At 61.2% G+C, this 25,878-nt stretch carries 22 protein-coding genes, 1 pseudogene and 1 riboswitch; of the genes and pseudogenes, 11 read left to right on the top strand and 12 right to left on the bottom strand.

Annotated elements, in window-relative coordinates; genetic code table 11:
- Nucleotides 1-57: 57 nt before the first annotated feature.
- Nucleotides 58-450, top strand: a complete 393-nt coding sequence (gene madL, locus BLT00_RS08405; RefSeq protein ID WP_072346252.1) for a malonate transporter subunit MadL — start codon at nucleotides 58-60, stop codon at nucleotides 448-450.
- 5 nt (nucleotides 451-455) lie between these two features.
- The gene (gene madM / locus BLT00_RS08410) at nucleotides 456-1,220 is read left to right on the top strand and encodes a malonate transporter subunit MadM (protein WP_092150721.1); all 765 of its coding nucleotides are present in this window, start codon (nucleotides 456-458) and stop codon (nucleotides 1,218-1,220) included.
- Between the two features lie 110 nt (nucleotides 1,221-1,330).
- Here the strand turns inward: madM and BLT00_RS08415 are convergent, their stop codons facing one another.
- Nucleotides 1,331-2,245: a LysR family transcriptional regulator gene (locus tag BLT00_RS08415; protein WP_092150724.1), complete on the bottom strand. Its 915-nt coding sequence runs from the start codon at nucleotides 2,243-2,245 to the stop codon at nucleotides 1,331-1,333.
- Nucleotides 2,246-2,537: 292 nt separating this feature from the next.
- Here BLT00_RS08415 and BLT00_RS08420 point away from each other — a divergent pair, with 292 nt between their 5' ends.
- Nucleotides 2,538-3,155 (top strand): PAQR family membrane homeostasis protein TrhA, encoded by a 618-nt coding sequence (locus BLT00_RS08420; protein ID WP_018609564.1) that lies wholly within the window; start codon nucleotides 2,538-2,540, stop codon nucleotides 3,153-3,155.
- 40 nt (nucleotides 3,156-3,195) lie between these two features.
- Here BLT00_RS08420 and BLT00_RS08425 read toward each other — a convergent pair whose 3' ends face one another.
- Both BLT00_RS08425 and BLT00_RS08430 read right to left on the bottom strand, forming a co-directional pair.
- The gene (locus BLT00_RS08425; RefSeq protein ID WP_092150727.1) at nucleotides 3,196-3,915 is read right to left on the bottom strand and encodes a 16S rRNA (uracil(1498)-N(3))-methyltransferase; all 720 of its coding nucleotides are present in this window, start codon (nucleotides 3,913-3,915) and stop codon (nucleotides 3,196-3,198) included.
- A 156-nt stretch (nucleotides 3,916-4,071) separates the two neighbouring features.
- Nucleotides 4,072-5,478, bottom strand: a complete 1,407-nt coding sequence (locus tag BLT00_RS08430; RefSeq protein WP_092150730.1) for an adenosylmethionine--8-amino-7-oxononanoate transaminase — start codon at nucleotides 5,476-5,478, stop codon at nucleotides 4,072-4,074.
- A 224-nt stretch (nucleotides 5,479-5,702) separates the two neighbouring features.
- Between BLT00_RS08430 and BLT00_RS08435 the strand changes: the two genes are divergently transcribed.
- The 3 genes from BLT00_RS08435 (at nucleotide 5,703) to BLT00_RS08445 (ending at nucleotide 9,416) form a co-directional block, all read left to right on the top strand.
- Nucleotides 5,703-7,460 carry a flavin monoamine oxidase family protein gene (locus BLT00_RS08435; protein ID WP_092150733.1) on the top strand — a complete coding sequence of 586 codons (1,758 nt, stop codon included), beginning with the start codon at nucleotides 5,703-5,705 and terminating at the stop codon, nucleotides 7,458-7,460.
- 775 nt (nucleotides 7,461-8,235) lie between these two features.
- Nucleotides 8,236-8,787: a cytochrome b gene (locus tag BLT00_RS08440; RefSeq protein ID WP_092150736.1), complete on the top strand. Its 552-nt coding sequence runs from the start codon at nucleotides 8,236-8,238 to the stop codon at nucleotides 8,785-8,787.
- Nucleotides 8,788-8,819: 32 nt separating this feature from the next.
- Nucleotides 8,820-9,416: a YceI family protein gene (locus BLT00_RS08445; protein WP_063323987.1), complete on the top strand. Its 597-nt coding sequence runs from the start codon at nucleotides 8,820-8,822 to the stop codon at nucleotides 9,414-9,416.
- A gap of 244 nt (nucleotides 9,417-9,660) precedes the next feature.
- On the opposite strand, the gene BLT00_RS08450 is transcribed toward BLT00_RS08445, so the two are convergent.
- The 4 genes and pseudogenes from BLT00_RS08450 to ahcY all read right to left on the bottom strand — a co-directional run bounded on the left by BLT00_RS08450 (nucleotide 9,661) and on the right by ahcY (nucleotide 15,204).
- Nucleotides 9,661-11,529, bottom strand: coding sequence for an RNA helicase RhlE2 (locus BLT00_RS08450; RefSeq protein ID WP_175456266.1), 1,869 nt, complete (start codon nucleotides 11,527-11,529; stop codon nucleotides 9,661-9,663).
- Between the two features lie 261 nt (nucleotides 11,530-11,790).
- Nucleotides 11,791-12,572 (bottom strand): annotated as a pseudogene (locus BLT00_RS08455) (substrate-binding periplasmic protein).
- A 209-nt stretch (nucleotides 12,573-12,781) separates the two neighbouring features.
- Nucleotides 12,782-13,627, bottom strand: a complete 846-nt coding sequence (metF, locus tag BLT00_RS08460; RefSeq protein ID WP_092150742.1) for a methylenetetrahydrofolate reductase [NAD(P)H] — start codon at nucleotides 13,625-13,627, stop codon at nucleotides 12,782-12,784.
- Between the two features lie 167 nt (nucleotides 13,628-13,794).
- A complete protein-coding gene (gene ahcY / locus BLT00_RS08465) occupies nucleotides 13,795-15,204 on the bottom strand; it encodes an adenosylhomocysteinase (RefSeq protein ID WP_092150745.1) in 1,410 nt (469 codons plus the stop codon).
- A gap of 23 nt (nucleotides 15,205-15,227) precedes the next feature.
- Nucleotides 15,228-15,335, bottom strand: a riboswitch (S-adenosyl-L-homocysteine riboswitch).
- 191 nt (nucleotides 15,336-15,526) lie between these two features.
- On the opposite strand from ahcY, the gene BLT00_RS08470 reads away from it, so the two are divergent.
- The gene (locus BLT00_RS08470) at nucleotides 15,527-15,928 is read left to right on the top strand and encodes an acyl-CoA thioesterase (protein WP_003206420.1); all 402 of its coding nucleotides are present in this window, start codon (nucleotides 15,527-15,529) and stop codon (nucleotides 15,926-15,928) included.
- A gap of 87 nt (nucleotides 15,929-16,015) precedes the next feature.
- On the top strand, nucleotides 16,016-16,897 hold the full coding sequence (locus BLT00_RS08475; RefSeq protein WP_092150748.1) for a formate/nitrite transporter family protein: 882 nt from the start codon (nucleotides 16,016-16,018) through the stop codon (nucleotides 16,895-16,897).
- A 38-nt stretch (nucleotides 16,898-16,935) separates the two neighbouring features.
- Here the strand turns inward: BLT00_RS08475 and BLT00_RS08480 are convergent, their stop codons facing one another.
- Nucleotides 16,936-18,879, bottom strand: coding sequence for a patatin-like phospholipase family protein (locus tag BLT00_RS08480; protein WP_092150751.1), 1,944 nt, complete (start codon nucleotides 18,877-18,879; stop codon nucleotides 16,936-16,938).
- Between the two features lie 243 nt (nucleotides 18,880-19,122).
- The gene (locus BLT00_RS08485) at nucleotides 19,123-20,283 is read right to left on the bottom strand and encodes an MFS transporter (RefSeq protein ID WP_063323994.1); all 1,161 of its coding nucleotides are present in this window, start codon (nucleotides 20,281-20,283) and stop codon (nucleotides 19,123-19,125) included.
- A gap of 194 nt (nucleotides 20,284-20,477) precedes the next feature.
- On the opposite strand from BLT00_RS08485, the gene BLT00_RS08490 reads away from it, so the two are divergent.
- Both BLT00_RS08490 and BLT00_RS08495 read left to right on the top strand, forming a co-directional pair.
- Nucleotides 20,478-21,311, top strand: a complete 834-nt coding sequence (locus BLT00_RS08490) for an EamA family transporter (protein ID WP_092150781.1) — start codon at nucleotides 20,478-20,480, stop codon at nucleotides 21,309-21,311.
- Nucleotides 21,312-21,363: 52 nt separating this feature from the next.
- On the top strand, nucleotides 21,364-21,747 hold the full coding sequence (locus BLT00_RS08495) for an MAPEG family protein (RefSeq protein ID WP_063323995.1): 384 nt from the start codon (nucleotides 21,364-21,366) through the stop codon (nucleotides 21,745-21,747).
- Between the two features lie 81 nt (nucleotides 21,748-21,828).
- On the opposite strand, the gene BLT00_RS08500 is transcribed toward BLT00_RS08495, so the two are convergent.
- Entirely contained in the window at nucleotides 21,829-23,016 is a 1,188-nt protein-coding gene (locus BLT00_RS08500; RefSeq protein WP_092150754.1) for a murein transglycosylase A, read from the bottom strand.
- A gap of 127 nt (nucleotides 23,017-23,143) precedes the next feature.
- On the opposite strand from BLT00_RS08500, the gene BLT00_RS08505 reads away from it, so the two are divergent.
- On the top strand, nucleotides 23,144-23,593 hold the full coding sequence (locus BLT00_RS08505; RefSeq protein WP_063323997.1) for a c-type cytochrome: 450 nt from the start codon (nucleotides 23,144-23,146) through the stop codon (nucleotides 23,591-23,593).
- 62 nt (nucleotides 23,594-23,655) lie between these two features.
- Here BLT00_RS08505 and BLT00_RS08510 read toward each other — a convergent pair whose 3' ends face one another.
- Nucleotides 23,656-24,051, bottom strand: a complete 396-nt coding sequence (locus BLT00_RS08510) for a DUF1090 domain-containing protein (RefSeq protein WP_063323998.1) — start codon at nucleotides 24,049-24,051, stop codon at nucleotides 23,656-23,658.
- A gap of 90 nt (nucleotides 24,052-24,141) precedes the next feature.
- Complete coding sequence (ligB, locus tag BLT00_RS08515) at nucleotides 24,142-25,815, bottom strand: NAD-dependent DNA ligase LigB (protein WP_092150757.1); 1,674 nt, start codon at nucleotides 25,813-25,815, stop codon at nucleotides 24,142-24,144.
- Nucleotides 25,816-25,878: the final 63 nt, after the last annotated feature.

Below are 25,878 nucleotides of genomic sequence, written 5' to 3' on the forward strand. Positions count from 1 at the left end.
CAAGCTGGCGAAGCACAAAAACAACAACTTCGACGATGCACTTTGAGGACTACAACAATGATTATCTACGGTGTGGCATTTTTGGCCTTTTGTACCCTGGCGGGTATTTTTATCGGTGAACTGCTGGGCAAATTGATCGGCGTGCCGGCCAACGTCGGCGGCGTCGGCATTGCGATGCTGTTGTTGATCGGCCTGGGCAGTTACCTGAGCAAGCGTGGCCTGTTCAAGGGCAAATCCGAGGCCGGCGTGGAATTCTGGAGCGCGGTCTACATTCCCATTGTGGTGGCGATGGCGGCGCAGCAAAACGTCTACGGCGCGCTCAAGGGCGGACCGATGGCGATCCTGGCCGGAACCCTGGCGGTGGTGATTGCCTTTGCGTTGGTGCCGGTGCTGGTGCGCATTGGTAACAAAGGGCCCCAGGGCAACGTCTCCGTTAAGACGGTCGGGTGATTGCCATGTACGAATCCATGATGAAAGTCATCACCGGCTACGGCCTGATCAGCGGTTTTGCGATTGTCGGCATCACCATGTGGGTGTCCTACTGGATCAGCAACACGTTCACCAAAGGTCGGCTGCATGGTTCGGCCATCGCCATTCTCCTGGGGCTGGTGCTCTCCTACATTGGCGGGGCTATGACGGGTGGGCAGAAGGGGGTGGTGGACATTCCGCTGCTGTCCGGGATTGGTTTGCTGGGCGGTGCGATGCTGCGGGACTTTGCCATCGTCGCCACGGCGTTTGGCGTGAGTATCGAAGAACTCAAGCGCGCCGGTTTCGTCGGGGTGCTGGCGCTGTTCGTCGGGGTCGCTACGTCGTTCATCGCTGGCGTGGGCGTGGCGATGGCGTTCGGTTACACCGACGCGGTGAGCCTGACCACCATTGGCGCCGGGGCGGTGACCTACATCGTCGGGCCGGTGACCGGGGCGGCGATTGGTGCCAGTTCCGAGGTGATGGCGTTGTCCATTGCCGCCGGGTTGATCAAGGCAATCCTGGTGATGGTAGCGACGCCGTTCGTGGCACCGTTGATTGGCCTCAACAATCCGCGCAGCGCGGTGATTTTCGGTGGCCTGATGGGCACCTCCAGCGGCGTGGCCGGTGGCCTGGCGGCCACCGATCCGAAACTGGTGCCATATGGCTGCCTGACGGCGGCATTCTATACGGCGCTTGGGTGCTTGTTGGGGCCTTCGTTGTTGTTTTTGATCATGCGGGAGTTGATGGGGTAGGGCCTGGTCTCTTTGTCGACAGGACTGTCCCATCGCGAGCAGGCTCGCTACCACAGTTGACCGCGTGTCCCTGTGGGAGCGAGCTTGCTCGCGATGAAGGCAACACGGTCTCAAGCCTGGCGGTTGGCATACATCCGGCACTCAGCCAACAGCGCCAGCAGATTCGGATCACGCTCCTTGGCCTTCAGGAACACCACGCCAATGCGCTGTTGTAGCCGATACCTTTCCTGCAACGGGATCAATTTCACCCGGTTTTCATACACCGCCGCAATTCGTCCCGGCAGCAACGCGTAGCCCACCCCGGAGCTGACCATGCTCAGCAGGGTGAAGATGTCGTTGACCTGCATTGCCACCTTCGGTTCGAACCCCGCCTGCTTGAACACCCGGATACCGTCCTGGTGCGTGGCAAAACCCTGGGTCAGGGTGATGAACGTCTCGTCGCGCACCTCGGCCAGATCGACCTCGCTGCGCCGGGCAAAGGGTGAGTCGGCCGGCGTGGCGAGGAAGATGTCATCGCAAAACAGCTCGATATGCTCACAGTCCGGGTCGTTAACGCTGTCGTCCAGGGAGATCAGGATCGCGTCCACTTCCATGTTCTTGAGCTTGTAGAGCAGGTCGATGTTCGAGCCCAGGATCAGGTCGATATTGAGCTCGCTGCGACGGATTTTCAGGCCCATGATCAGTTGCGGCACGGTCTTGACCGTCAACGAATACAGCGAGCCGAGCTTGAAGCGTTCGGCGGAGAAACCAGCGGCTTCGCGGGTCAGGCGTACGCTTTCGACCACGTCCTGGATCAGCTTCTGCGCCCGCTCTTCCAGCACGTAAGCACTTTCCAGCGGCGTGAGGTTGCGGCCTTCGTGCTTGAACAACGGGCAGCGCAGGGCGCTCTCCAGCGAGTGAATGGCCCGGTGCACACTGACATTGCTGGTCTGCAACTCGGCTGCCGCCCGCGCCAGGTTGCCGGTGCGCATGAAGGCCAGGAACACCTCGAGTTTCTTCAGGGTCAATTCTTCGTCGATCAGCATGGGGTGGGCTCTTATTCGTATCGCCCGATTGTGCCCCAATCGACTCTTTTTGGAGGGGTTAATCTGTGGCGAGGGGATTTATCCCCGCCGGGCTGCGCAGCAGCCCCAATTCTGCCGCATCACCGTGTCAGGCAAATTGCATTCAACTGTATTGGGGCCGCTTCGCAGCCCAGCGGGGATAAATCCCCTCGCCACAGGGTGTCGTGTGCCCTGAGGACTACAGCAAACCATTGCACTTTGCAGCGCCAGGCCTGAGCCTTGGCGTCTGCTCTGGAATGTGAGGTGGGACTGGATGTATCACGGAGAACGACTCAATGCCTGGACGCACTTGGTCGGGGCGGTGGCGGCTTTTATCGGGGCGGTGTGGTTGCTGGTGATTGCCGGGATGGCGGGCGATCCGTGGAAGATCGTCAGTGTGGCGATCTACGGGTTCACCCTGCTGGTGCTGTACAGCGCTTCGACGGTTTACCACAGCGTGCGCGGGCGCAAAAAAGCGATCATGCAGAAGGTCGATCACTTTTCGATCTACCTGCTGATCGCCGGCAGTTACACCCCGTTCTGCCTGGTGACCCTGCGCGGGCCGTGGGGCTGGACCTTGTTCGGGATCGTCTGGGGGCTGGCGCTGATAGGGATACTGCAGGAGATCAAGCCACGCTCCGAAGCGCGGATCCTGTCGATCGTCATCTACGCGGTGATGGGCTGGATCGTGCTGGTGGCGGTCAAGCCGCTGCTGGCGGCCCTGGGCAGCGCCGGGTTTGCCTGGCTGGCCTCGGGCGGCGTGTTGTACACCGTGGGCATTATCTTCTTCGCCCTCGACCATCGGCTGCGCCACGCCCATGGCATCTGGCACCTGTTCGTGATCGCCGGCAGCCTGCTGCACTTCGTGGCGATTCTGTTTTATGTGCTCTAACCCCTGAGCAACCTGGATTCAATGTGGGACCTGCGGCGGCTTAGAAATCCCCCCACAACTGCTGCGCCACCGCCAGCGCCACCACCGGCGCGGTTTCGGTGCGCAGCACGCGAGGGCCGAGGCGGGCGGCATGGTAGCCGGCGGTCTTGGCCTGTTCGACTTCGGCGTCCGACAAACCGCCTTCAGGACCAATCAGGAACGCCAGTGTCGACGGTTTGTCATGGCTGGCCAGCGGCTCGGCCACCGGATGCAGCACCAGTTTGAGCTCGGCCTCGGTCTGCTTCAGCCAGTCGGCCAGCAGCAGGGGCGGGTGGATGATCGGCACGCTCGAGCGCCCGCATTGCTCGCAGGCACTGATTGCCACCTGGCGCCAGTGCAGCAGGCGCTTGTCGGCGCGCTCGTCCTTGAGGCGCACTTCGCAGCGTTCGCTGAAAATCGGCGTGATCTCGCTGACCCCCAGCTCCGTGGCTTTCTGGATCGCCCAATCCATGCGCTCGCCTCGGGACAAGCCCTGGCCGAGGTGGATGCGCAGCGGCGATTCAGGTTGTCCGGCGAACTGCTCGTCCAATTGCACCCGCACGCGTTTCTTGCCGACTTCGGCCAGGGTGCCGCGAAACTCCTGGCCCGAGCCGTCAAACACCTGCACCGCATCGCCTTCGGCCATGCGCAGCACACGGCCGATGTAGTGGGCCTGTGCCTCGGGCAGTTCGTGGTCGCCGAGGCTCAGGGGCGCGTCGATGAAGAAGCGGGACAGTCTCATGTTTTGTTCTCTATTGAATCTGAATTCGGCAGTGCTGCAAGGGAGCTTTTGTGGCGAGGGAGCTTGCTCCCGCTCGGGTGCGCAGCGCCCGCTCTTCTTTAGGGCCGCTTCGCAGCCCAGCGGGAGCAAGCTCCCTCGCCACAGAGAGACTTGTTGTCAGCCCGGGTCGCGATAACCCGGATGAAAGTCCTTCGGCACCGCCACGCTGACCTTGTCCCGGGTGGCGATGTCGATGCCCTCGCTGGCCACTTCGGCCAGGAAATCGATCTGCTCCGGGGTGATGACATACGGCGGCAGGAAATACACCACGCTGCCCAGTGGGCGCAGCAAGGCACCACGCTCCAAGGCATGCTGGAACACACTCAGGCCGCGCCGTTCCTGCCACGGATAAGCGGTTTTGCTGGCCTTGTCCTTGACCATCTCGATGGCCAGCACCATGCCAGTCTGGCGCACTTCGGCGACGTTCGGGTGATCGGCCAGGTGCGCGGTGGCGCTCGCCATGCGCTGGGCCAGGGCCTGGTTGTTTTCGATGACGTTGTCGTCCTCGAAGATATCCAGCGTCGCCAGGGCCGCCGCGCAGGCCAGCGGGTTACCGGTGTAGCTGTGGGAGTGCAGGAAGGCGCGCAGGGTCGGGTAGTCGTCGTAGAACGCGCTGTAGACCTCGTCGGTGGTCACGCACGCGGCCAGCGGCAAGTAACCGCCGGTCAGGGCCTTGGACAGGCAGAGGAAATCCGGCGTGATGCCGGCCTGCTCACAGGCGAACATCGTCCCGGTACGGCCAAAGCCGACGGCGATTTCGTCGTGGATCAGGTGCACGCCATAGCGATCGCAAGCCTCGCGCAGCAACTTCAGGTACACCGGGTGGTACATGCGCATGCCGCCGGCGCCCTGGATCAGCGGTTCGACGATCACTGCCGCCACCGTGTCGTGGTGCTCGGCCAGGGTCTGTTCCATGGCCGCGAACAGGTTGCGCGAATGTTCTTCCCAACCCATGCCTTCAGGGCGGTGGTAGCAGTCGGGGCTCGGCACCTTGATCGTGTCCAGCAGCAACGCCTTGTAGGTTTCAGTGAACAACGGCACATCGCCCACCGACATCGCCGCGATGGTTTCGCCGTGGTAACTGTTGCTCAGGGTGACGAAGCGCTTCTTGTCCGGCCGACCGCGATTGATCCAGTAGTGGAAGCTCATCTTCATTGCCACTTCGATGCAGGACGAGCCGTTATCGGCGTAGAAGCACCGGGTCAGGCCTTCGGGCGTCATCTTCACCAGGCGCTCGGACAGCTCGATCACCGGCTGGTGGCTGAAGCCGGCGAGAATCACATGCTCCAACTGATCGACCTGGTCCTTGATGCGCTGGTTGATGCGCGGGTTGGCGTGGCCGAACACGTTGACCCACCAGGAGCTGACGGCATCGAGATAGCGCTTGCCTTCGAAGTCCTCCAGCCACACGCCTTCACCGCGCTTGATGGGGATCAGCGGCAGCTGTTCGTGATCTTTCATCTGGGTGCAGGGATGCCACAGCACTGCGAGGTCGCGTTGCATCCACTGGTTATTCAGGCCCATTAACAGTCTCCTCGAGGCGGCTCGCGGCGGGCGCGGGCAAAACAATCGCGCAAGCCTATGCAATGGCGGCCCTGGGGACAACCCATTGTGTCATCGCGGCGACTTTGAGCGAGGCGATAGACGCCGCTGGCGGCGCTTTGATGGCTGACGTATTCTTCGCGGCTCTTCTGGGCTGTCTGGCTCGAAAAACTGAAATTACCTACGTTTACTCCGGAGTTCGTTGAATGTCTGCTGGTTGGCTGCGCGCCTGTGCGCTGGTGATGATAGGGCTGTTCAGCGTTTCGGCGCTGGCCAAGGACAAGCAACCGACGGCCATCGTCATCGGCGGCGGCCTGGCGGGACTCACGGCGGCCTATGAGCTGCAGAACAAAGGCTGGGTCGTGACCCTGCTGGAAGCCAAGCCGAGCCTGGGCGGTCGTTCGGGCATGGCCACCAGTGAGTGGATCGGCAACGAGAAGACCCAGCCGGTGCTGAACAAATACGTCTCCACATTCAAGCTGAGCACCACGCCGGCGCCGGAGTTCGTGCGCACCCCCAGCTACCTGATCGATGGCACCTACTTCACCGCTGCGGACCTGGCGACCAAACAGCCGGCCACGGCTGAAGCCCTCAAGCGCTACGAAACCACCCTGGACGAACTGGCGCGCTCCATCGAAGACCCGCAGAACCCCGCGGCCAACAACACATTGCACGCGCTGGACCAGATCACCGTGTCCAACTGGCTCGACCGTCTGCAACTGCCGGCCACGGCGCGGCAGTTGGTGAACCAGGAGATTCGCACCCGTTACGACGAGCCTTCGCGTCTGTCGCTGTTGTATTTCGCCCAGCAGAACCGCGTCTATCGTGGCGTGTCCGACCGCGACCTGCGGGCCTCGCGCCTGTTGGGTGGCAGCCCGACCCTGGCCCAGGCGTTCGTCAAGCAACTGAAAACCATCAAGACCAATTCGCCCGTGTCGGCCATCTCCCAGGACAAGGACGGGGTGACCGTCAAGGTTGGCGCCGTTGGCTATCAGGCTGACTACGTGGTGCTGGCGGTGCCGCTGCGGGCGCTGAACAAGATCCAGTTGACCCCGGCCCTGGACGCCCAGCATCAAGGCGCGATCAAGGGCACCAACTACGGTTGGCGCGACCAGATCATGCTCAAGTTCAAGAACCCCGTCTGGGACAGCAAGGCGCGCATGTCGGGTGAGATCTACAGCAACGCCGGCCTGGGCATGATGTGGATCGAGCCGGCCATGAAGGGCGGCGCCAACGTGGTCATCAACCTGTCCGGCGACAACGCCCGGGTGATGCAGGCTTTCGGCGACAAGCAGATGGTCGACCAGGTGCTGATCCGCCTGCACGCGTTTTATCCCCAGGCCCGTGGCGCGTTCACCGGTTATGAGATTCGTCGCTACAGCACCGACCCGTCCATGGGCGGCGCATACCTGGCCTTTGGCCCGGGCCAGATCAGCAAATACTGGCGCCTGTGGGAAAAGCCGTTGCAGCGCGTAGCCTTTGCCGGTGAACACACCGACACCCTGTATCCGGGCACCCTGGAAGGCGCGCTGCGCAGCGGTCAACGGGCCGCCAGCCAGGTTGAAGACCTGGCGGCGGGCAAGTCGTTCGAGCCGCCCAAGGTCGCGCCGGCTGCAACGGCGGCAGCTGCCGGTGCCGTGGCCGCGAAGAAGGGCAACTTCTTCAGCAACCTGTTCGGTGGCTCGGATGACGACAAGAAGCCGGAGCCGGTCAAGGCGCCCGAGCCGGTAGCACCGCCAGCACCGACGCCTGCGCCAGCGCCAACCCCGGCACCTGCGCCGGTAGAAGCGCCGAAGGCCGCGGCCCCGGTAAAAGCCGAGCCTGCCAAGAAAGCACCGGCGAAGAAAGCGGCAGCCAAGACCCCGGCAAAAAAAGCCCCGGCCAAGGCGCCGGTGAAAAAGACTGAACCGGCGAAGAAGCCAGCGGCGAAGCCGGCGACGACCACTGAAACCAAGGTTCAGTAGTCGTCCTGGCGAAACGCGCGGCTCAAGGGTCTAGCACTGTTCGCTCAAGGCTTGTCTGAATCATTGTGGCGAGGGAGCTTGCTCCCGCTGGGCTGCGTAGCAGCCCCTTTTTGTGAGCGCTTCGCACTCAAGCGGGAGCAAGCTCCCTCGCCACGGATTCATCGCTTTTCTTAAGTGAGCAGCACACCCAGGGCCCGGCGTTGTACAACGAGCGCTAACGTCCTACACGCCGCGGCGATATATCGGAAACTTCCCACCCATTAACAGGATGGAAGTGATAGAGCGCACCAGTCATCGGCTCTAGGCTCCTCAAAAACTGGAGCGCTTATGAAAATCCTAATATCGATGGTTGCATTGGTAGTACTTTCTGGGTGTGTCTATGGCGAATGCCGGGATCCTTTGAGAATTCCGATGATCCCAAAAAGAGATCCGCAGTTGGCATACAAGTGCACGATGGATTCATACAAGCCCGAGTGCTCGGTGAACTAGCACATCAACTGTCAGGCTATCCTAGGGTATTAGAGCTGGAGGAAGCCCCAGCACACATGTTTCATGGCACAAAACCGCCGTGAGCAGGCTGCGATAGGGCCCTTTCCATCACGCGATCACTGCTTGCGCCGGTCGCCATCACCCACCATTTCCCCCTTTAATCTTTCCTTAACCCACCTCTCCCAGACTGATCATCGTATTTCTCGATATTTCAAAGCGAAAATTTCCGCTTTAAATCGATAGATAACTCGCTAGTCTTGGACGCAGTTTTTACAGGATATGAGCAATGCAGCTACGCAACTCTTCTTCTCGTTATGGCTGGGTCAGTATCACCCTGCACTGGGGCATTGCGCTGGTGGTGTATGGGTTGTTCGCCCTGGGCCTGTGGATGGTCGGCCTGGATTACTACAGCACCTGGCGCAAAGACGCGCCAGACCTGCACAAGAGCATTGGCCTGGTGCTGCTGGCAGTCATGTTGCTGCGGGTGATCTGGCGTTTCGTCAGCCCACCACCACCGACCCTGCCAACCTATGGCCGCCTGACCCGCGTCGGCGCCAAGCTTGGCCATAGTGCTCTGTATCTCGGGTTGTTCGCCGTGATGATCGCCGGTTACCTGATTTCCACCGCAGACGGTGTCGGGATCCCGGTGTTTGGTTTGTTCGAAGTCCCCGCGCTGGTGTCCGGACTGCCCGATCAGGCAGACGTCGCTGGCGAGATTCACCTGTACCTGGCATGGGCGTTGGTCATTTTCTCCGGCCTCCATGCGTTGGCAGCATTGAAACACCACTTTATCGACCGTGACGCGACCCTCAAGCGCATGCTGGGACGCCAAGCCTGATGTTCAACCTCGACTCCAAAGGAATAGAAAGCATGTTGAAAAAGACGCTCGCCGCCCTGGCAATCGGTTCTGCCCTGCTGTCAGCCGGCCAGGCCATGGCTGCCGACTACGTGGTCGACAAGGAAGGCCAGCACGCCTTCGTCGACTTCAAGATCAGCCACCTGGGCTATAGCTACATCACCGGTACTTTCAAGGACATCGACGGCAAGTTCAGCTTCGACGCCGCCAAGCCAGAAGACAGCAAGATCGAGTTCAACGTACGTACCGCCAGCGTGTTCACCAACCACGCCGAGCGCGACAAGCACATCGCCAGCAAGGACTTCCTGGAGGTGTCCAAGTACGCCGATGCCAAGTTCGTGTCCACCAGCGTCAAATCCACCGGTAAGAATGCCGCTGGCAAAGAGACTGCCGACGTGACCGGCGACCTGACGCTGCACGGCGTGACCAAGCCAATCGTGGTCAAGGCCACCTTCCTGGGTGAAGGCAAGGACCCATGGGGCGGCTACCGTGCCGGCTTCGAGGGCACCACCAGCATCAAGCGTTCCGACTTCGGCAAGATGATGGACCTGGGTCCACAATCCGACGCCGTTGAGCTGTACATCTCGTTTGAAGGTGTCAAAGCGAAGTAACCTTCGCACTGACAAAAAACGCCCCTGGTCTTGCGATCAGGGGCGTTTTTTATTACGCGGATTCGGGCAGCACAGAAAACCCTGTGGGAGCGAGCTTGCTCGCGATGGCGTCTTGCCGGTCGATTTGATGCTGACTGACATACCGCTATCGCGAGCAAGCTCGCTCCCACATTTGGAATTGTGTTGGACCAAAAAAAGCCCCAGGTCGCGAGACCTGGGGCATTTTTTCAACGCTTGGAAAAACTCAGCGATTGCGCGTCAGCAATGCCGGTTTTTCGCCCCGTGGACGGCTTGGCAGTTGATCCAGCTGTTCAGGCGTCGGGAAACGATCGGCTTTCGATTCCTTGTGCATGATCTTCGGCTGGTTGCTGCGCGGGTTCTGCACGGCGGGTTCCTGACGAGGCTGGTCCTCACGGGCCGGACGGCGCGGGCGGGTGTCATCGCGGCGAGCCTGACCGTCACGCGGGGCACCGTTGCGTGGGCCGCTGCGCTTGGCCGGTGGCGTGCCGGTGGACGAGCCGTTGCTGTTGCGCGGGCCATTCTGGCGACCTTGTGGCTGGCCGCTGCGCGGCGCGCCTGCAGTTGCACCCTGTGCCGGGGCACCCGGGCGACGACCACGGCCCTGGGCCGGTTTCTGCTGGGGCACGTAGTCGACGCGGTTACCGAAGTTATCGATATCGTCGTCCAGGAACTCGTCCGGGGCACGATCAGCCGCGGCGCGCGGGGCTGGACGCTGCTGTTCACGGGCTGGCGTGCCTTCGCGGGGCTTCTGTTCGCGGGCTGGGCGTTCGCCGCGGCTGTTGCTGTTGCTGGCTGATTTTTCCTTGCCCTTGTCCTTGCCTTTGTCTTTGCGGCCGCCACCACCACCGCCGCCATTCGGACCGTCGCCGCGCGGGCCACGGGCATTGCGCGGATTGCGCACGTCCGGACGTTCGCGCACTTCAGGCTTCTCGGCCTCGATGGTGCTGGCATCGAAGCCCATCAGGTCGCCGTCGGCAATTTTCTGCTTGGTCATGCGCTCGATGCTTTTGAGCAGCTTTTCTTCGTCCGGTGCGACCAGTGAGATCGCTTCGCCCGAGCGCCCGGCCCGGCCGGTACGGCCGATACGGTGCACATAGTCTTCATCGACGTTCGGCAGTTCGAAGTTGACCACGTGAGGCAGTTGGTCGATGTCCAGGCCACGGGCCGCGATGTCGGTGGCCACCAGGATGCGCACTTCGCCGGCCTTGAAGTCGGCGAGGGCTTTGGTGCGGGCGTTCTGGCTCTTGTTACCGTGGATCGCCACAGCCGGCAGGCCATGCTTGTCCAGGTACTCGGCCAGGCGGTTGGCGCCGTGCTTGGTGCGGGTGAACACCAGGACCTGTTCCCAGGCACCGGCGGTAATCAGGTGCGCCAGCAGGGCACGCTTGTGGCTGGCCGGCAGGCGGAAGACGCGTTGCTCGATGCGCTCGACCGTGGTGTTCGGTGGCGTGACTTCGATGCGCTCCGGGTTGTGCAGCAGCTTGCCAGCCAAGTCGGTGATGTCCTTGGAGAACGTCGCCGAAAACAGCAGGTTCTGACGCTTGGCGGGCAGGCGAGCGAGGACTTTCTTCACGTCATGGACAAAGCCCATGTCGAGCATGCGGTCGGCTTCGTCCAGCACGAGGATTTCCACGTGGGACAAATCGACGCTGCCCTGGCCGGCCAGGTCCAGCAGGCGACCGGGGCAGGCCACCAGTACATCGACGCCACGGGACATGGCCTGGACTTGGGGGTTCATGCCCACGCCGCCAAAAATGCAGGCGCTGACGAACTTCAGGTCGCGAGCGTAGACCTTGAAGCTCTCGTGTACCTGGGCCGCCAGTTCGCGGGTTGGGGTCAGGACCAGTACGCGCGGTTGGCGCGGGCCATGACGCTGGGACTTGTCTGGGTGACCGTTGGGGAACAACCGCTCCAGGATCGGAAGGGCGAAACCGCCGGTTTTACCAGTACCTGTCTGCGCCGCGACCATCAGGTCACGACCTTGCAACACGGCGGGAATGGCCCGCTGTTGCACGGGGGTAGGCTGGGTATAGCCGGCGGCTTCGATGGCGCCGACTAAAGCCTCGGAGAGACCGAGGGAAGCAAAGGACATGAGTAATCCTGTTTTAGTGAGGGCCTGGCCCAATGGGATAGTCTTGCCTGGCGCGAATGACGTTCAACATGGAAACGTCATCCCGTCCGGTCCTGCCGGGTCTGAAAGACGGGTCCGGACAGGGCTCGCGCGGGCTGGAAGCTGCGCTGTAGCGGTGTCGGGATGCCTTTTGCAAGACCGGGCGTCCGGGCGTGAGCCTGGCGGGAAGGCCGGAGTATAACAGAGCAAACGCCGTGCGCCGCTTTCCTGCTGCTCAACGGTTTATTTCAACGTTGACCCAGGCCGGGCGAGATGACCTTGGCCACTGGGCCGGCGCCGTAGCGGGCGCTCAGTTCGGCATAGGCGGGTTCGCGCTTGAAACGCTTGAGTTCGGCACTGAAGCGTTGCACCAGCAAATCCATCCCGGCATTGCGCCGCACCGCCAGGTATTGGCTTTGGCGGCTCACGACCATCGGGTTTTCGGTAATCTGGTCGCCCAACTGCATGTGTTCGAGCACATGTCGGCCCACCCTGCGGTCGGTGATGAGCAGGTCGATGCGTCCCAACTGCAACTTGCCGAAATTGGCTTCGTGGGTTGGCGCCGTTTCCCGGGTGAACAGGGTCGACTCACTGAAGGCCTGGCTGTAGAGATAACCGGGTGAGGTGCCGACGGTCAGGCCGCGCAGGTCATCGAGCGTGCGAAACGGATGGGGCCGGGCATTGGCGTAGAACATCACGAACTCTACGTCCGATAGCGGTTCGCTGGGGTAAAGCAGCATGGCATCGCGTTCATCGCTGTGGAAAATGTCCAGCGCACCGTCCGCCAACCCCTGCTCCAGCATCACCAGGCAACGCTTCCACGGCAGGAACTGCCATTCCACGTCGATACCCAGGCGCTTGAAGACAATGGCCGTGGTTTCGTAGTCCAGGCCCAGCATCTTGCCGTTCTCTTCGTAGACATACGGGGCCCAGGGTTCGGTGACAATGCGCAACTTCTCGGCCCGGGCAGTCATGCTCAGGCACAAGAGGAGAAGGGCTGTCAGTAACTGGGCAATAACGGGCATGGCCTGAGGTTACGACGAGAACTCCTCAAATAGCTAGAGCGCTCTGGCTCGCGCCTTAGTTGCCTTTTACTTGCAGTCGGTGCAGATCGAAGGCTTCGCGGTATTTGTCCCGAGGCAAACACATCCATTCGGGGCCGAAGACCCTCACGACAACTGGATAAAAAAGGCCCTGGTTTTCACCAGGGCCTTTTGTACCACTGTATGGGCTGTTAACGCGGCAGCTTGAGGTTGTTCCATACCGCCAGGCTGGCTTCGGCCTGGTTCAGGGTATAGAAGTGCAGCCCCGGGGCTCCACCTTGCAACAATCGCTCGCACATTTGCGTGATGACTTCCTCGCCGAAGCTTTGGATGCTCGACGTGTCGTCACCATAAGCTTCCAGTTGCTTGCGGATCCAGCGTGGGATTTCTGCACCGCAGGCGTCGGAGAAGCGCGCCAGCTTGCTGTAGTTGGTGATCGGCATGATCCCCGGTACCACAGGAATGTCGACGCCCAACTTGCGTATGCGCTCGACGAAGTAGAAATAACTGTCGGCGTTGAAGAAGTACTGGGTGATCGCGCTGTTGGCGCCAGCATTGGCCTTGCGGACGAAGTTGCGCAAATCGTCTTCGAAATTGCGCGCCTGGGGGTGCATTTCCGGGTATGCCGCGACTTCGATATGGAAGTGCTCGCCAGTTTCTTCGCGAATGAACTCAACCAGGTCATTGGCGTGGCGCAGCTCGCCGCTGGCCATGCCCATGCCTGACGGCAGGTCGCCGCGCAGGGCAACGATGCGCTTGATGCCAGCGGCCTTGTACTGGGTCAGCAGGCTTCGCAGGTCGTCCTTGCTGTCACCCACGCAAGACAGGTGAGGGGCGGCCGGGACTTTGACTTCGCTTTCAAGTTGCAACACGGTGTTCAGGGTGCGGTCACGGGTCGAGCCGCCGGCGCCATAGGTGCAGGAGAAGAAGTCGGGGTTGTAGCTGGCCAGCTGACGGGCAGTGGCGATCAGTTTTTCATGCCCAGCATCGGTCTTCGTCGGGAAGAACTCGAAGCTGTAGCGACGGTCTTGGGACATGGTCATATCCTTGGAAACTCGTAGGCCGGTGAGGCGCTCAGGCTTGTGTGGGAGCGAGCTTGCTCGCGATTGCCATCGCCTCGCTCCGGCAGTTGGGCCGAGGTGTCTGCATCGCGAGCAAGCTCGCTCCCACAAAGAGCCGGCTCCCCCTGGGGGAGCCGCGCCGATCAGTAGCGGTAAGCGTGCGGCTTGAACGGGCCTTCGACGGTGACGCCGATGTAGTCAGCCTGTTGCTTGGTCAGTTTGGTGACCACGCCGCCGAAACCGCGGACCATTTCCAGGGCCACTTCTTCGTCGAGTTTCTTGGGCAGTACTTCCACGGTCAGGCGCTCGGCTTTCTGGGCCGGCGACAGGTCGGCGTATTTCTGGCCGAACAGGAAGATCTGGGCCAGGACCTGGTTGGCGAACGAACCGTCCATGATGCGGCTTGGGTGACCGGTGGCGTTGCCCAGGTTAACCAGGCGGCCTTCGGCCAGCAGGATCAGGTAGTCGTCGTTCTGTGGGGCGAAGCTGCCGGTGCCGGTGCGGTGCACCTTGTGGACCTGTGGCTTCACTTCTTCCCATGCCCAGTTCTTGCGCATGAAAGCGGTGTCGATTTCGTTGTCGAAGTGACCGATGTTGCAGACCACGGCGCGCTTCTTCAGGGCCTTGAGCATGTTGGCATCGCAGACATTGACGTTGCCGGTGGTGGTCACGATCAGGTCGATCTTGCCCAGCAGCGCCTTGTCGATGCTGGCTTCGGTGCCGTCGTTGATCCCGTCGATGAACGGCGAAACCAGTTCGAAACCGTCCATGCAAGCCTGCATGGCGCAGATCGGGTCGACTTCGGACACCTTGACGATCATGCCTTCCTGGCGCAGGGACTGGGACGAACCCTTGCCCACGTCACCGTAGCCGATCACCAGCGCCTGCTTGCCCGACAACAGGTGGTCGGTGCCGCGCTTGATGGCATCGTTGAGGCTGTGACGGCAGCCGTACTTGTTGTCGTTCTTGCTCTTGGTCACCGAGTCGTTGACGTTGATGGCCGGGATCTTCAGTTCGCCCTTGGCCAGCATGTCCAGCAGGCGGTGAACGCCGGTGGTGGTCTCTTCGGTGACGCCGTGGACCTTGTCCAGCACGGCCGGGTACTTCTTGTGCAGCAGCTCGGTCAGGTCGCCGCCGTCGTCGAGGATCATGTTGGTGTCCCATGGCTGGCCATCCTTGAGGATGGTCTGCTCCAGGCACCACTCGTACTCTTGCTCGGTCTCGCCCTTCCAGGCGAATACCGGGATACCGGCGGCAGCGATGGCGGCAGCGGCCTGGTCCTGGGTCGAGAAGATGTTGCAGGACGACCAGCGCACTTCGGCACCCAGGGCAACCAGGGTTTCGATCAGCACGGCGGTCTGGATGGTCATGTGGATGCAGCCGAGGATTTTTGCGCCCTTCAATGGCTGTTCGCCAGAGTACTTGCGGCGCAGGCCCATCAGGGCTGGCATTTCGGATTCGGCGATGATGATTTCGCGACGGCCCCAGGCAGCCAGGGACATGTCGGCGACTTTGTAGTCGGTAAAATCGGCAGGCGTGATAACAGCGCTCATGAAGAGTCTCCATTCGTAATGTATGCGAATGGGCGCCGTTGTGCGTTTAGTGTCCGTGCGGGGAGCCCCCGTACAAACAACGCCCCATCCGAGCCTGACAGGTCGAGCCTGCTGCAGCGCCCCTCGGACAGGTGGCGGGAACGGTCCAACGGGTGGACCGGGTAAAGCGGTGGCGATTATAACGGGCTAATCGGATCTTCCAAAAGGGTTTCTGTCGGCAAATCGAAATTGCCGATGATCGTCATAGGGCCCGCGACGTAGAGCCGGGCAGCCTGGTCTGCCATGATGCAGGCATTCATCGGCCAGACACTCAGGAGTGAACATGAATTTCCACACCCGCAAATGGGTCAAGCCCGAAGACCTCAATCCCAATGGCACGCTGTTCGGCGGCAGCCTGTTGCGTTGGATCGACGAGGAGGCGGCGATCTACGCCATCGTCCAGCTGGGTAACCAGCGCGTGGTCACCAAGTACATCTCGGAAATCAATTTCGTCAGCGCTTCGCGCCAGGGCGACATCATCGAGCTGGGCATCACCGCCACCGAGTTTGGCCGTACTTCCATTACCCTGACCTGCGAGGTGCGCAACAAAATCACCCGCAAGAGCATCCTGACCGTGGAGAAGATGGTCTTCGTCAACCTCGGCGAAGACGGCTTGCCGGCGCCTCACGGGCGGACCGAGATCAAGTACGTCAAGGATCAGTTCAAGGATGCTGTCGTCGAGTGAGATCGATAGCGGTTTCAGGCCCAGGTGACTGAACAGCGCCGAACGCCGCGTGTCGTAGGTACATCACGCCACCGGTTCAGGAGCTGTATGGACACCCATGAAGAAGGCAAGACCCCTGACCTTTCGGCCCAGGAGCAACACGAAGTCGACCGCAACCAGCCGCCACGGGCCGCGGTGCTGCATGAAATCATCCGCACCCAGGGTAATCAGGAATTGGAGCGCAGTATCGCCGCGCTCTGGTGGTCGGCCCTGGCGGCTGGGTTGACCATGGGCCTGTCGCTGATGGCGATGGGCTTGCTCAACTCCCGGTTGCCGGACCACGAAGGCTTCAAGGTGATCGCCAGTTTCGGTTACTGCGCCGGCTTTCTCGCGGTGATCCTCGCCCGCCAGCAGTTGTTCACCGAAAACACCCTGACCGCCGTGCTGCCGATCATGAGCAAACCCACCTTGGGCAACTTCGGTCGGCTGTTGCGGCTCTGGGGCGTGGTGCTGGTGGGCAACCTGTGTGGCACCTTGCTGGTGGCCTACGTGATGCTGCACCTGCCGATTTTCGACCCGCGCACCGACCAGGCCTTCCTGGAAATCGGCCGCAAGGTGATGGAGAACGACACTGGCCAGATGTTCGCCAAGGGCATCGTTTCCGGCTGGATGATCGCCACCATGGTCTGGATGATCCCATCCATGGAAAGCGCCAAGATGTGGATCATCACTCTGATTACTTACCTGATGGCGCTGGGGGATTTCACCCACATCGTCGTCGGCTCGGCCGAGGTGTCGTATCTGGTCTTCGCCGGGCAGTTGTCGTGGGAGGACTTCTGGATGGTGTTCGCCGGGCCGACGTTGGCGGGGAATATCATCGGTGGCAGCTTTATTTTTGCGCTGATCAGCCATGCGCAGATTCGTAGTGAAGTGGGCTTGCCCAAAGATAAAGGCGCTGCTGAACCAGCGCGTCGCATCGACCCGGACTAGGCGGGAGCCGGTTCATAGGCTCCCGGTGGGCGTGGCGGCTATTTGAATTGCATGTCGCGCAGTGTCTTGCGGGTTGTTGACTCTGGATTGAGTAGCCCGGTGTAGCGCGACCTGTAGTTCGCGATGACCCGTTCAAGTGAATTGTTGAACGCGATCTTCTGTTCTAGTGAGTTCTTGGAGGCCTTTGGATCTTGCACTTCCTGCAATTCCCGGATGGCCCCGTTGATCAGCTTGATGTTCGCATTGGGCTGGCCGCCGAGAAAGCGCGCGGGGTTCAGTACGCGTTGCACGACGTTATGGGCGCGGGTGGCAATGTCCTGCAGGTGCATTTGCTCGACGGCGTGCTGGGTCACCACGGAAATGGCGCTGGGCGCGCCTTTGTCCCACTCGGCGGCGGCCTGCAGGAACTGCATGAAGTCCGGGTCATTGCCGTGATTGAGGCGTTTTGCCAGCCATTCCAACTGGTCGGGTTGATCCGCAAGCTGGTCGAGGGCCCAGATAGGCATGTGCATCTCTGGGGTGGGTTCAAGCTTGGAGGACGTTTTGTTGGCTATCTTGATCGCTTCCTTTAATCCTTCCAGCGCCCCTTGTGCGTGCCGCCTGAAGGCGATCACCTCGGCGCAGGCTTCGTCGTGCTCCAGTTCTGCGCTTAGTTGCTCTAACGTTTCGTCGTCAAACGCCAGCAGGGCCTCCCTGATCGAGGCAAACGAATAGGTTTGCTGAGTGGCGTTTCGCTCGTCCAAATGGGTTTGAACAGCCTTACGCAGTTCTTCCTGAAGAAAATTCTTTGTCTTCTTGGGCATACTGAAATTGACCGTTCCATTCAACAGGTCGGAGTAATTGCCTGTTTTGAATATCAGCGGCACGACGACAGTATGTTCGGCAAAACGCTTCAGTTGCTCGGCATTCCACACAGAGCTGGCCGTATGGGGAGCCTTGAGAAGTCTATCGATCAGGGCTGACATGCCCGTACCCCGCTGGGGTCCCTGGTCTGATTCTTCGGCCTCGAATACCAGGATCAAGTGTTCGCCGTCCGGGATCGGGCTCATGGCGGTAACCGGGTTATAGATAGCGGGTACCGGTGTGTTGTTCAGGATGCCGCCATCGGCAAATGCCGTGGTGGTGCCCATGGGTTGGAACGGCTGCCCTTGCAGGGTCGGCTTGCTGAACACCACTGGCAGCGACGCGGAGATATGCGCTGCTACGGCAATGTCCATATCCGGGGTCAGGTCCGCGCTGAAGACCACCGATTGCGTGCCTTCCTCGAACATGGCGGTGCCGGTCATTTCTAACGTCTTGATCTGCGGGATATCTTTGCTCAGGACCGCCAGGTCGGCAAAAGTGACGTATTTTTTCACTTGCACTTTGGCGACGATTTCTAAGGCCTCCTCGGAAAGTGGAGTCTTGGCTTCGGCACAACGCTGTAGAAACGCCGCGCAGGATTCCTTTCTGATCAGTTCCTCCAGCGGTATCCCCTTGGAGCCCAGACGTGGCAACAAATCACAGAGCAATTGCGCCAGCGGAATGTTTTTCAATTGCTCGCCCAATTTCGACAATCTGTTTTGCCAGATCGAAACCTCGGGCTTGCTGCTGTTGAGCAACTCAACGAGGGAGATGTCATCGGAGATCCTGTCGAAGCCCGCATGACTCATGCCGCTGGCGAGTAAAGCGGCCGATATCGCCCCCGCAGAGGCACCTGAAATCTTTTCGATTAGATCCATGACACCGTTGGCTTCGAGTGCATCGACGAAGCCGGAATAAGCCACCCCCTTGGCACCACCGCCACTCAGGACCAGTATTGTGATGGTAGGCCGATTCATACTGACTTGGACGCTACCGTCCTCATTTCGAACGAGGGTGATCGACCGGTCTGTCGCGCCGCAGACCAACTGTTGGGGGCCTTCAGGGGAAGCTTGTTCGGCAAGCAGGTGTACGTTTTCATAAACGCGAAAGGAAGGTGTGTGTTGCGAGATATCTAGCATTCTGGCTCGTTCCGTGTACCCAGGAGGTGGAGACGAACTGTAAGCAATATCTGAAGGCTAATTGCGTTGTGACTCAACTGGACAAATATCCGCCGACTGCAAACGGCAGTCGGCGAATCTCGATGAAAAGCGCTCTAGAACAAGGCTTCTAGGCGGTCGGTAAAACAGCTCGCACGCATGAGGACAAAATCCTACTGAAAGCGTCGCCCATTCGCTCGCGGGCCGGGTAGGTTTCTCAGGTGATCAAACAGCCACCGCCGCCAAGCGTCGTTGTCGATGAATAAAGAACAAGGCCGTCAATACCGTGAGGCCGCCGACAGCGGCCCCCGTCCACGGCAAGTCCGCCAAATCAGCCCCACTGGCCACCACCAGCCCACCGATCCAAGCCCCGGCCGCGTTGCCGAGGTTGAAGGCGCTCTGGTTCAGGGTCGAGCCGAGGTTCGGCGCCTCAAAGGCCTGGTCGATGATCAGCAATTGCAGGATCGGGCACAGGGCGAAGGCGAAGATGCCCCACAACACCAGGGTGATCGCCGCCGGAATCACTGACTGGCTGGTTTGGCTGAACGCGGCGAGCACCAGCACCACGGCCAGGGCCATGCCCACCAGCGAGGGTAGCAGGCGGCGGTCGGCCAGGCGTCCGCCGAGGAAGCTGCCCGCCGTCAGGCCGACCCCGAACAACAGCAGCATGACGGTGATGCCATGGGGGCTGACGCCGGTAATGTCCTGCAGGATCGGCGCGATGTAGGTGAATACGCTGAACAGGCTGGTGGAGGCCAGCACGCTCATGCCCAGGGCCAGCAATACGTTGGCCTTGCCCAGGACCTTGAATTCGCTGGCCAGGTTGGCTTTGTCCATGGGGATGTCCTTGGGCAGCCAGACCCATTGGGCAATGGCGGCGATCACCCCGATCACCGACACCGCCCAGAAGGTCGAGCGCCAGCCGGCGTATTGGCCCAAGGCTGTGCCCAGCGGTACGCCCAGCACATTGGCCAGGGTCAGGCCGGTGAACATCATCGCAATCGCCTGGGCCCGTTTGTTCGGCGCCACCAACCCGGCCGCCACCACCGAACCGATGCCAAAGAAGGCGCCGTGACACAGCGCGGTGATGACCCGGGCGGCCATCAGCGTGGCGTAGTTCGGCGCCAGGGCGCAGAGCACGTTGCCGAGGATGAACATCAGGGTCATGCCCAGCAGCGTGGCCTTGCGTGGCATGTTGGCGGTGCCAATCGCCAGGATCGGCGCACCGAACACCACGCCCAGGGCGTAGCCAGTGATCAGCAGCCCGGCTTGGGGAATGCTCACGGCCAGGTCACGGGCGACATCGGGCAACAGGCCCATGATGACGAATTCAGTCGTGCCGATGCCGAAAGCGGCGACGGCCAAAGCAAGCAAGGCGAGTGGCATGCGCAGGGTCTCTGTCTGTAGTCTTGACGCTCTGATCAGGCATACGCATGCCGGCGTCCTGGTTCGAACGAACAGGACAGCAGCAGAATTATTGGAATAGGCTTATGCGCAACTGAGTGCGGCGTGGTCGCTAGCAGTATAAACGGCTGCCGATGGATGGCGAATCAATTCTCTGAATGGATAAGGAGCGTGCCGTGCTTGCAACGGCCTTGGTGTTGGTAGCGGCGCTGTTGCATGCGGCATGGAATACGCTGATCAAGTTCAGCGGCGAGCGTTTGCTGGTGGTGGCTTGCATGGACAGCGTTGCGTTGCTGTTCGTCGCCTTGGCCCTGGGCTTCGTGGCACTGCCGCCGTTGGCGATCTGGCCGTGGATCCTGGCTTCGGCGGCGTTCGAGCTGCTGTATCGCTATTTGCTGATCCAGGCGTATCGGGTCGGTGACCTGGGGTTGGTCTATCCGCTGATGCGCGGCCTGTCGCCGCTGGTGGTATTGGCCCTGACTATCATCTTTGCCGGTGAGGCGCTGACGACCCAGCAAATCTTCGGCATCCTGCTGATCCCGTTCGGCATGCTCTGCCTGTTGTGGCAGGGCGGTGGCGGGGCGCGGTTGCCCTGGTCGATGCTGCCGGTGGTGGCGCTGATCGGCCTGTGCATCGGTTGCTACACCTTCATTGACGGCCATGCCTTGCGACGCTGGTCCCATCCGCTGGATTACCTGGTCTGGGTCACGCTGCTCAGCGCCTGGCCATTCCCGTTGCTGGCGTTGGTGGGCAAGCGGCCGGCGTTCATGCGGTTCTGGCGTGAGCAGTGGCGGCTGGGGTTGGCGGTCGGATTCTGCGTGTTATTCAGCTACGCTCTGGTGCTGTGGGCCATGCAGCTGGGGTCGATTGCCGAGGCGGCGGCCCTGCGGGAGATCAGCGTGATCCTGGTGGTGCTGTTTGGCATGCGTTACTTGAAAGAACCTTTTGGTTTGCCGCGGCTCTTAGCCTGCGGGCTGGTGTTGGTTGGCATGCTGGTGATGAAGTTCTGACCGGCGCCCGAACTCGCGATTTTCTATAAAACTCAAAGAAGGAACTGCGTCAATGACGGTTGCCCTGTGGTGTATTTTGATTGCCTTTCTCCTGCCTTACCTGTGCGTCGCCATTGCCAAGATTGGTGGAAGATACAGGCTGGCAGATAACCACGACCCTCGGGACTTTCTGGACACACTCGAAGGCGCTCCCCGGCGGGCATACGCGGCGCAACTGAACAGCTTTGAAATCAGCCCTTTTTTTGCCGCCGCCGTGATCGTCGCGCACCTGGCCGGCAATGCCGAGCTGGTGACCATCAATGTGCTGGCGGTGCTGTTCATCACCAGTCGCCTGCTCTACATCATTTGCTATCTGGCTGACTGGGCGATTCTGCGTTCGCTGGTGTGGTTCGTGGGGGTGGGGTTGGTGTTGAGTTTCTTCTTCGTTTCGGTCTGAACCTGGCGGCGGAATCCCGGAGTCGGTGCTGGCCCCATCGCGAGCAAGCTGGCGATGGGGTCGACACAGTCAGCCCATTCCCTAGGGATTGGCGGTAACCGTATTCGCCACCTGTGGCACTTGCGGCAACGCCATGCCCTTGGGCCAGAACATCCAGATCTGCCCCTGTTGCTTCATGTCCCCGGCCAGTTGTCCGGCCGCCTCGCCTGTGCCCCAGAACAAGTCCGCCCGCACTTCGCCGGCAATTGCACCGCCAGTGTCCTGGGCGGCGACGGGCCGGTTCAATGTGCTGCCGTCGGGTCGGGTGGTGGATAGCCAGAGCAGGCTGCCCAGCGGAATTACCTTGCGGTCCACCGCCACGCTGTAGCCGGCTGTCAGCGGTACATTCAGCGAGCCTCGCGGTCCTTCGTTGCTGTCGGGGTTACGGTTGAAGAACACGTAGCTGGGGTTGCTGCCCAGCAATTCGGGAATACGGTTCGGGTGGGCCTTGGCCCAGGCACTGATGGCGCCCATGGTCACGTCTTCTTTCTTCAGCTCGCCCTGTTCAACCAGCCAGCGCCCGATGGGACGGTAAGGGTGGCCGTTCTGGTCGGCATAACCGATGCGCAGCTGGCGGCCATCGGCGAGTCGAATGCGTCCCGAACCCTGGATTTGCAGGAATTGCAGGTTCATGGGGTCGGTCAGCCAGGCGATGATCGGTGCCTTGACTCCGTTGGTTTCGATGGTGGCCGCGTCGTCGTATGGCTTGAGCACGCGGCCTTCGAGGCGGCCACGCAGGCGTTTGCCCTTGAGTTCAGGGTAAATGCTGTCCAGCGACACAATGATCATGTCCTCCGGCACACCGTAGACAGGGATATTCGCCGTGGCGGTCTGGGTGAGGCTGCCGGGGTAGACCGGCTCGTAGTAGCCGGTAATCAGGCCATTGGGGCTGTTGTCCCCCGAGCGCAGGCCATAGACGTCCAGGTTCTGTTTCAGGAAATTGCGTACATCCTGTGCGGTTTGCGGCACATTGGCCGCCGCCGCGCAGGTCGGCCCCCAGTTCGCATCGGCCTTGAGCCGGGTGCAAGCGCTGCGCCAAGAACCGAACCCGGCCAGCAGGTCTTCATCGGACACCGCCGGCAAGGCCTCCCACGGTACGCTGACATAGGTGGCGAGGGCGTGGGTCTGAGGTTCTTCGACCTTTTCGCCGCGATTACAACCGGCCAACAGTGCGATCAGCGGTAGGGTCAACGCCAGGCCTTTGTGCCAGGTCTTGAAGCGGCTGTTCATGAAGATTTCCCTTGCAGTCATTCGAACGCTGTCTAGGGCGCCCGAATAACCCGTATTGTTGATAAGGCCATTGGTCTTTGCCGATGACCCGAGGATACTAACCGCCGTTTCCTGCCCCGAGGCCAAGATGTTTGTAAAACGATTTTCCATGGCAGTGCTGGCTTGCCTGATGTTGTCCGCCTGTGGCGGCGTCGACCCCAATTCTCCCCTTGGCCAGCGCAAGGCGATCTTCAAGCAGATGCTCAAGACCAACGAAGAATTGGGCGGCATGTTGCGTGGCCGGGTCCCGTTCGATGGCCCACGATTTGCCGAAGGCGCGGCGCAACTGGATCAACTCTCCCATGAGCCGTGGAAACATTTCCCGCAAGTGCGCGAGCAAGACCACACCAGCGCCCGGGATGAAGTCTGGCAAAAGCAGGCGCGTTTCCAGGAAATGGCCCGCCACCTTGAAGCCGCCACCGGTGAATTGGTGACCGCCAGCAACGTTCAACCCTACAAGGCCAGTTACTTGGGGCCGGCGGTGCAAAAGGTCGAAGATGCGTGCAGCGCCTGCCATAAAGAGTTTCGCGATCATTGAATGAAAGCAGCTGCGAGCTTCAAGCTTCAAGCTCAAAGCTCCACACTTGCAGCTTGCAGCTGCTACTGATCCAACTCATCCACCGCTTCCTGCAGTTCCTTGCGGGAGGCTGCCAGCTTGTCCTTGCGTTTGTTGATCCGCTCGGCGTCGCCTTTCTTCATGGCCTTTTCCAGGTCGGCCTGACGCCGACTGACCTCGTGCTTGGCATCGAGCACCTTGTTTTCACGCTCCTTGCGCAAGGACGCATCGGTGCAATGGCTGGTGACTTCGTCCAGCGCAGTTTCCAGGCCAGCCTGCTGGTCCTGGTTGCCACGGGACTTGGCCAGTTCGATCTGGTTGATGATGCCCTGGCGCTTGGCCGCGCAACCGGTGAGCTCCGGGGTTTGCTCGTCCGCCATCAAGGGGGCGGCCATGGCACTGCATAAGACCAGCAGGGCAACGGGGGACAGGAAATTCATAGCAACTCCGTAAAAAATCTCGAGCGGTCGGTACAGATGCGCTGTTGGAACGCATGCTTGCCCCTTGGGTTCAACCGCACAGGGCCCGGATTAAAAACCGTCGACCCCGGCAGTGCGTAATACGTCACTCAAGGCCTGTACCTGCGGGTCGCGAAAAAATGCGCTCAGTTGCGCGGCGCGTCCCGGTCCGATACCGGCCTCGGCTTGCCATTGTTCGGTGCTGCGCTCGACCAGCACCTGCCACGGCCCTTCCAGCCGGGCCTCACCAGCGGGCGGCAGGCCCAGGGCCTTGAGCCATTGCGCGAAAGGGCGTTGCCGGGCGCTGTGCAGGCTGGCGAGCAGGCGGGTGCTGCTGTGTTCGCCGAAGCCGGCAATATTAGCAAGCTCGGCGGCATCGAGGGTCATCCAATCCAGCAATCCGTCGAGTCGTCCGGCGGCCAGCAACTTTTCCCAGGTGCCCGGGCCGACGTGGGGCAGGGCAAGCCCTTGTTTGCCACTGAGCCAGCCCAGTCGTGCGAGGAACTGGCTTTCACAGCCGGCTGTCGGTTGCCAGCAACTCAAGAAGTGATAGTCGGTTTGCGCAGGGACGTTGAGGTCCTGCCGCTCGGCGCTGCGCAGCACGACGCTGTCGAGTCGTGGGATGGTCAGCCCGGCCAGGCTGATAGCGACCCGGTCGCCGGGACGAATGTCCATTTCCTTCCAGCGCTTGAGGGAGCTGACGCTTACCCGGCGAATCCACCGGTCGTCGAGCCGGATGCGTTCAAGCTCCAGTACGGGCGTGATGCGTCCGGTACGACCGACCTTGAAGTGCACCTTGCGCACTTCGGCCAGCGCCTGGGCAAACGGGTATTTCCAGGCCACGCTCCAGAACGGCGCCCTGGCCTGCCAGCGGTCGGCGGGTGGGCGGCGGCTCTGGTGCAGGACGATCCCGTCGCTGGCGAATGGCAGCGGTGTGCGGTACCAATGGTCGCGCCAGTGCTCGGCATCGGCTAGAACCTGGATAGGCTGGTTGTAATGGAGCGTGTCAGCGAAGCCCAGTTCATTCAGCGCGGCCATCCGTTCCGGCAGGGTGGCCGGCCCTCCAGGCCAGTCCCAGACAAACAGGCCAATGTCCGCCGCCTCCTGCGCCGTCATGTTCGTGCGCGCCATCAGGCCCGCCACGGTCCCCCGGGCGTTGAGACTGCCGCTACTGGCCTGGACATGGGTGAGCAAGCGCCAATACAACTCGCCTTGGACGACCAGGTCCAGAGGCTGGCGCAGCCGTTGTGGGATGGCGCCGATCTTGCGCGCATTCGGGGTCCAGTCGTGCCCTTGCACGCCATCGCCGCGGCTGATTGCCTGATGCAGGCGACCCTTGCGATAGACCAGGGTTACCGCCACGCCATCGACTTTCGGTTGTGCCCAGACGTCCTTGCGACCCCGCAACCAAGCCCCCACGGCGTCGGCGTCCTTAAGCTTTTCCAGGCCGGTGTGGACCACGGGGTGCGGTATCTTCCCGCCCGCTGAGCGCAGCGGATCGTCGGGCGCTGCGAGGTTGAAGCAGTGGCGCCATTGGCCCAACTCTATGCGGGATTGATCATACAGTTCATCGGCCACCAGCGATTGGCCGAGGCGGTGATAGCTGTCGTCCCAGGTGTCGATTTGCTGCTGCCGCGCGGCGATCTCGGCCTGGGCGCGTTCAGTGGGCCAATCGGGGCAGGGCGCGGCGAGCGCAGGAATGGCAATGAAGACAAGACAGGCGAGTGCATACAAAAACGGTGGCATCGAAGCATCCTTGCTTGGTTGAGTACTGAAGGCTAGCCACCGTCCCGGAAGTTGCGAGGCCCG

Source organism: Pseudomonas sp. NFACC51 (assembly GCF_900103575.1).
GTDB classification, from domain to species: domain Bacteria; phylum Pseudomonadota; class Gammaproteobacteria; order Pseudomonadales; family Pseudomonadaceae; genus Aquipseudomonas; species Aquipseudomonas fluorescens_Q.

Bases quoted from the DNA above. Each gene is read 5' to 3' on its own strand.
- madL (WP_072346252.1), top strand. From the start codon at position 58: ATGATTATCTACGGTGTGGCATTTTTGGCCTTTTGTACCCTGGCGGGT.
- madM (WP_092150721.1), top strand. From the start codon at position 456: ATGTACGAATCCATGATGAAAGTCATCACCGGCTACGGCCTGATCAGC.
- BLT00_RS08415 (WP_092150724.1), bottom strand. From the start codon at position 2,245: ATGCTGATCGACGAAGAATTGACCCTGAAGAAACTCGAGGTGTTCCTG.
- BLT00_RS08420 (WP_018609564.1), top strand. From the start codon at position 2,538: ATGTATCACGGAGAACGACTCAATGCCTGGACGCACTTGGTCGGGGCG.
- BLT00_RS08425 (WP_092150727.1), bottom strand. From the start codon at position 3,915: ATGAGACTGTCCCGCTTCTTCATCGACGCGCCCCTGAGCCTCGGCGAC.
- BLT00_RS08430 (WP_092150730.1), bottom strand. From the start codon at position 5,478: ATGGGCCTGAATAACCAGTGGATGCAACGCGACCTCGCAGTGCTGTGG.
- BLT00_RS08435 (WP_092150733.1), top strand. From the start codon at position 5,703: ATGTCTGCTGGTTGGCTGCGCGCCTGTGCGCTGGTGATGATAGGGCTG.
- BLT00_RS08440 (WP_092150736.1), top strand. From the start codon at position 8,236: ATGCAGCTACGCAACTCTTCTTCTCGTTATGGCTGGGTCAGTATCACC.
- BLT00_RS08445 (WP_063323987.1), top strand. From the start codon at position 8,820: ATGTTGAAAAAGACGCTCGCCGCCCTGGCAATCGGTTCTGCCCTGCTG.
- BLT00_RS08450 (WP_175456266.1), bottom strand. From the start codon at position 11,529: ATGTCCTTTGCTTCCCTCGGTCTCTCCGAGGCTTTAGTCGGCGCCATC.
- metF (WP_092150742.1), bottom strand. From the start codon at position 13,627: ATGTCCCAAGACCGTCGCTACAGCTTCGAGTTCTTCCCGACGAAGACC.
- ahcY (WP_092150745.1), bottom strand. From the start codon at position 15,204: ATGAGCGCTGTTATCACGCCTGCCGATTTTACCGACTACAAAGTCGCC.
- BLT00_RS08470 (WP_003206420.1), top strand. From the start codon at position 15,527: ATGAATTTCCACACCCGCAAATGGGTCAAGCCCGAAGACCTCAATCCC.
- BLT00_RS08475 (WP_092150748.1), top strand. From the start codon at position 16,016: ATGGACACCCATGAAGAAGGCAAGACCCCTGACCTTTCGGCCCAGGAG.
- BLT00_RS08480 (WP_092150751.1), bottom strand. From the start codon at position 18,879: ATGCTAGATATCTCGCAACACACACCTTCCTTTCGCGTTTATGAAAAC.
- BLT00_RS08485 (WP_063323994.1), bottom strand. From the start codon at position 20,283: ATGCCACTCGCCTTGCTTGCTTTGGCCGTCGCCGCTTTCGGCATCGGC.
- BLT00_RS08495 (WP_063323995.1), top strand. From the start codon at position 21,364: ATGACGGTTGCCCTGTGGTGTATTTTGATTGCCTTTCTCCTGCCTTAC.
- BLT00_RS08500 (WP_092150754.1), bottom strand. From the start codon at position 23,016: ATGAACAGCCGCTTCAAGACCTGGCACAAAGGCCTGGCGTTGACCCTA.
- BLT00_RS08505 (WP_063323997.1), top strand. From the start codon at position 23,144: ATGTTTGTAAAACGATTTTCCATGGCAGTGCTGGCTTGCCTGATGTTG.
- BLT00_RS08510 (WP_063323998.1), bottom strand. From the start codon at position 24,051: ATGAATTTCCTGTCCCCCGTTGCCCTGCTGGTCTTATGCAGTGCCATG.
- ligB (WP_092150757.1), bottom strand. From the start codon at position 25,815: ATGCCACCGTTTTTGTATGCACTCGCCTGTCTTGTCTTCATTGCCATT.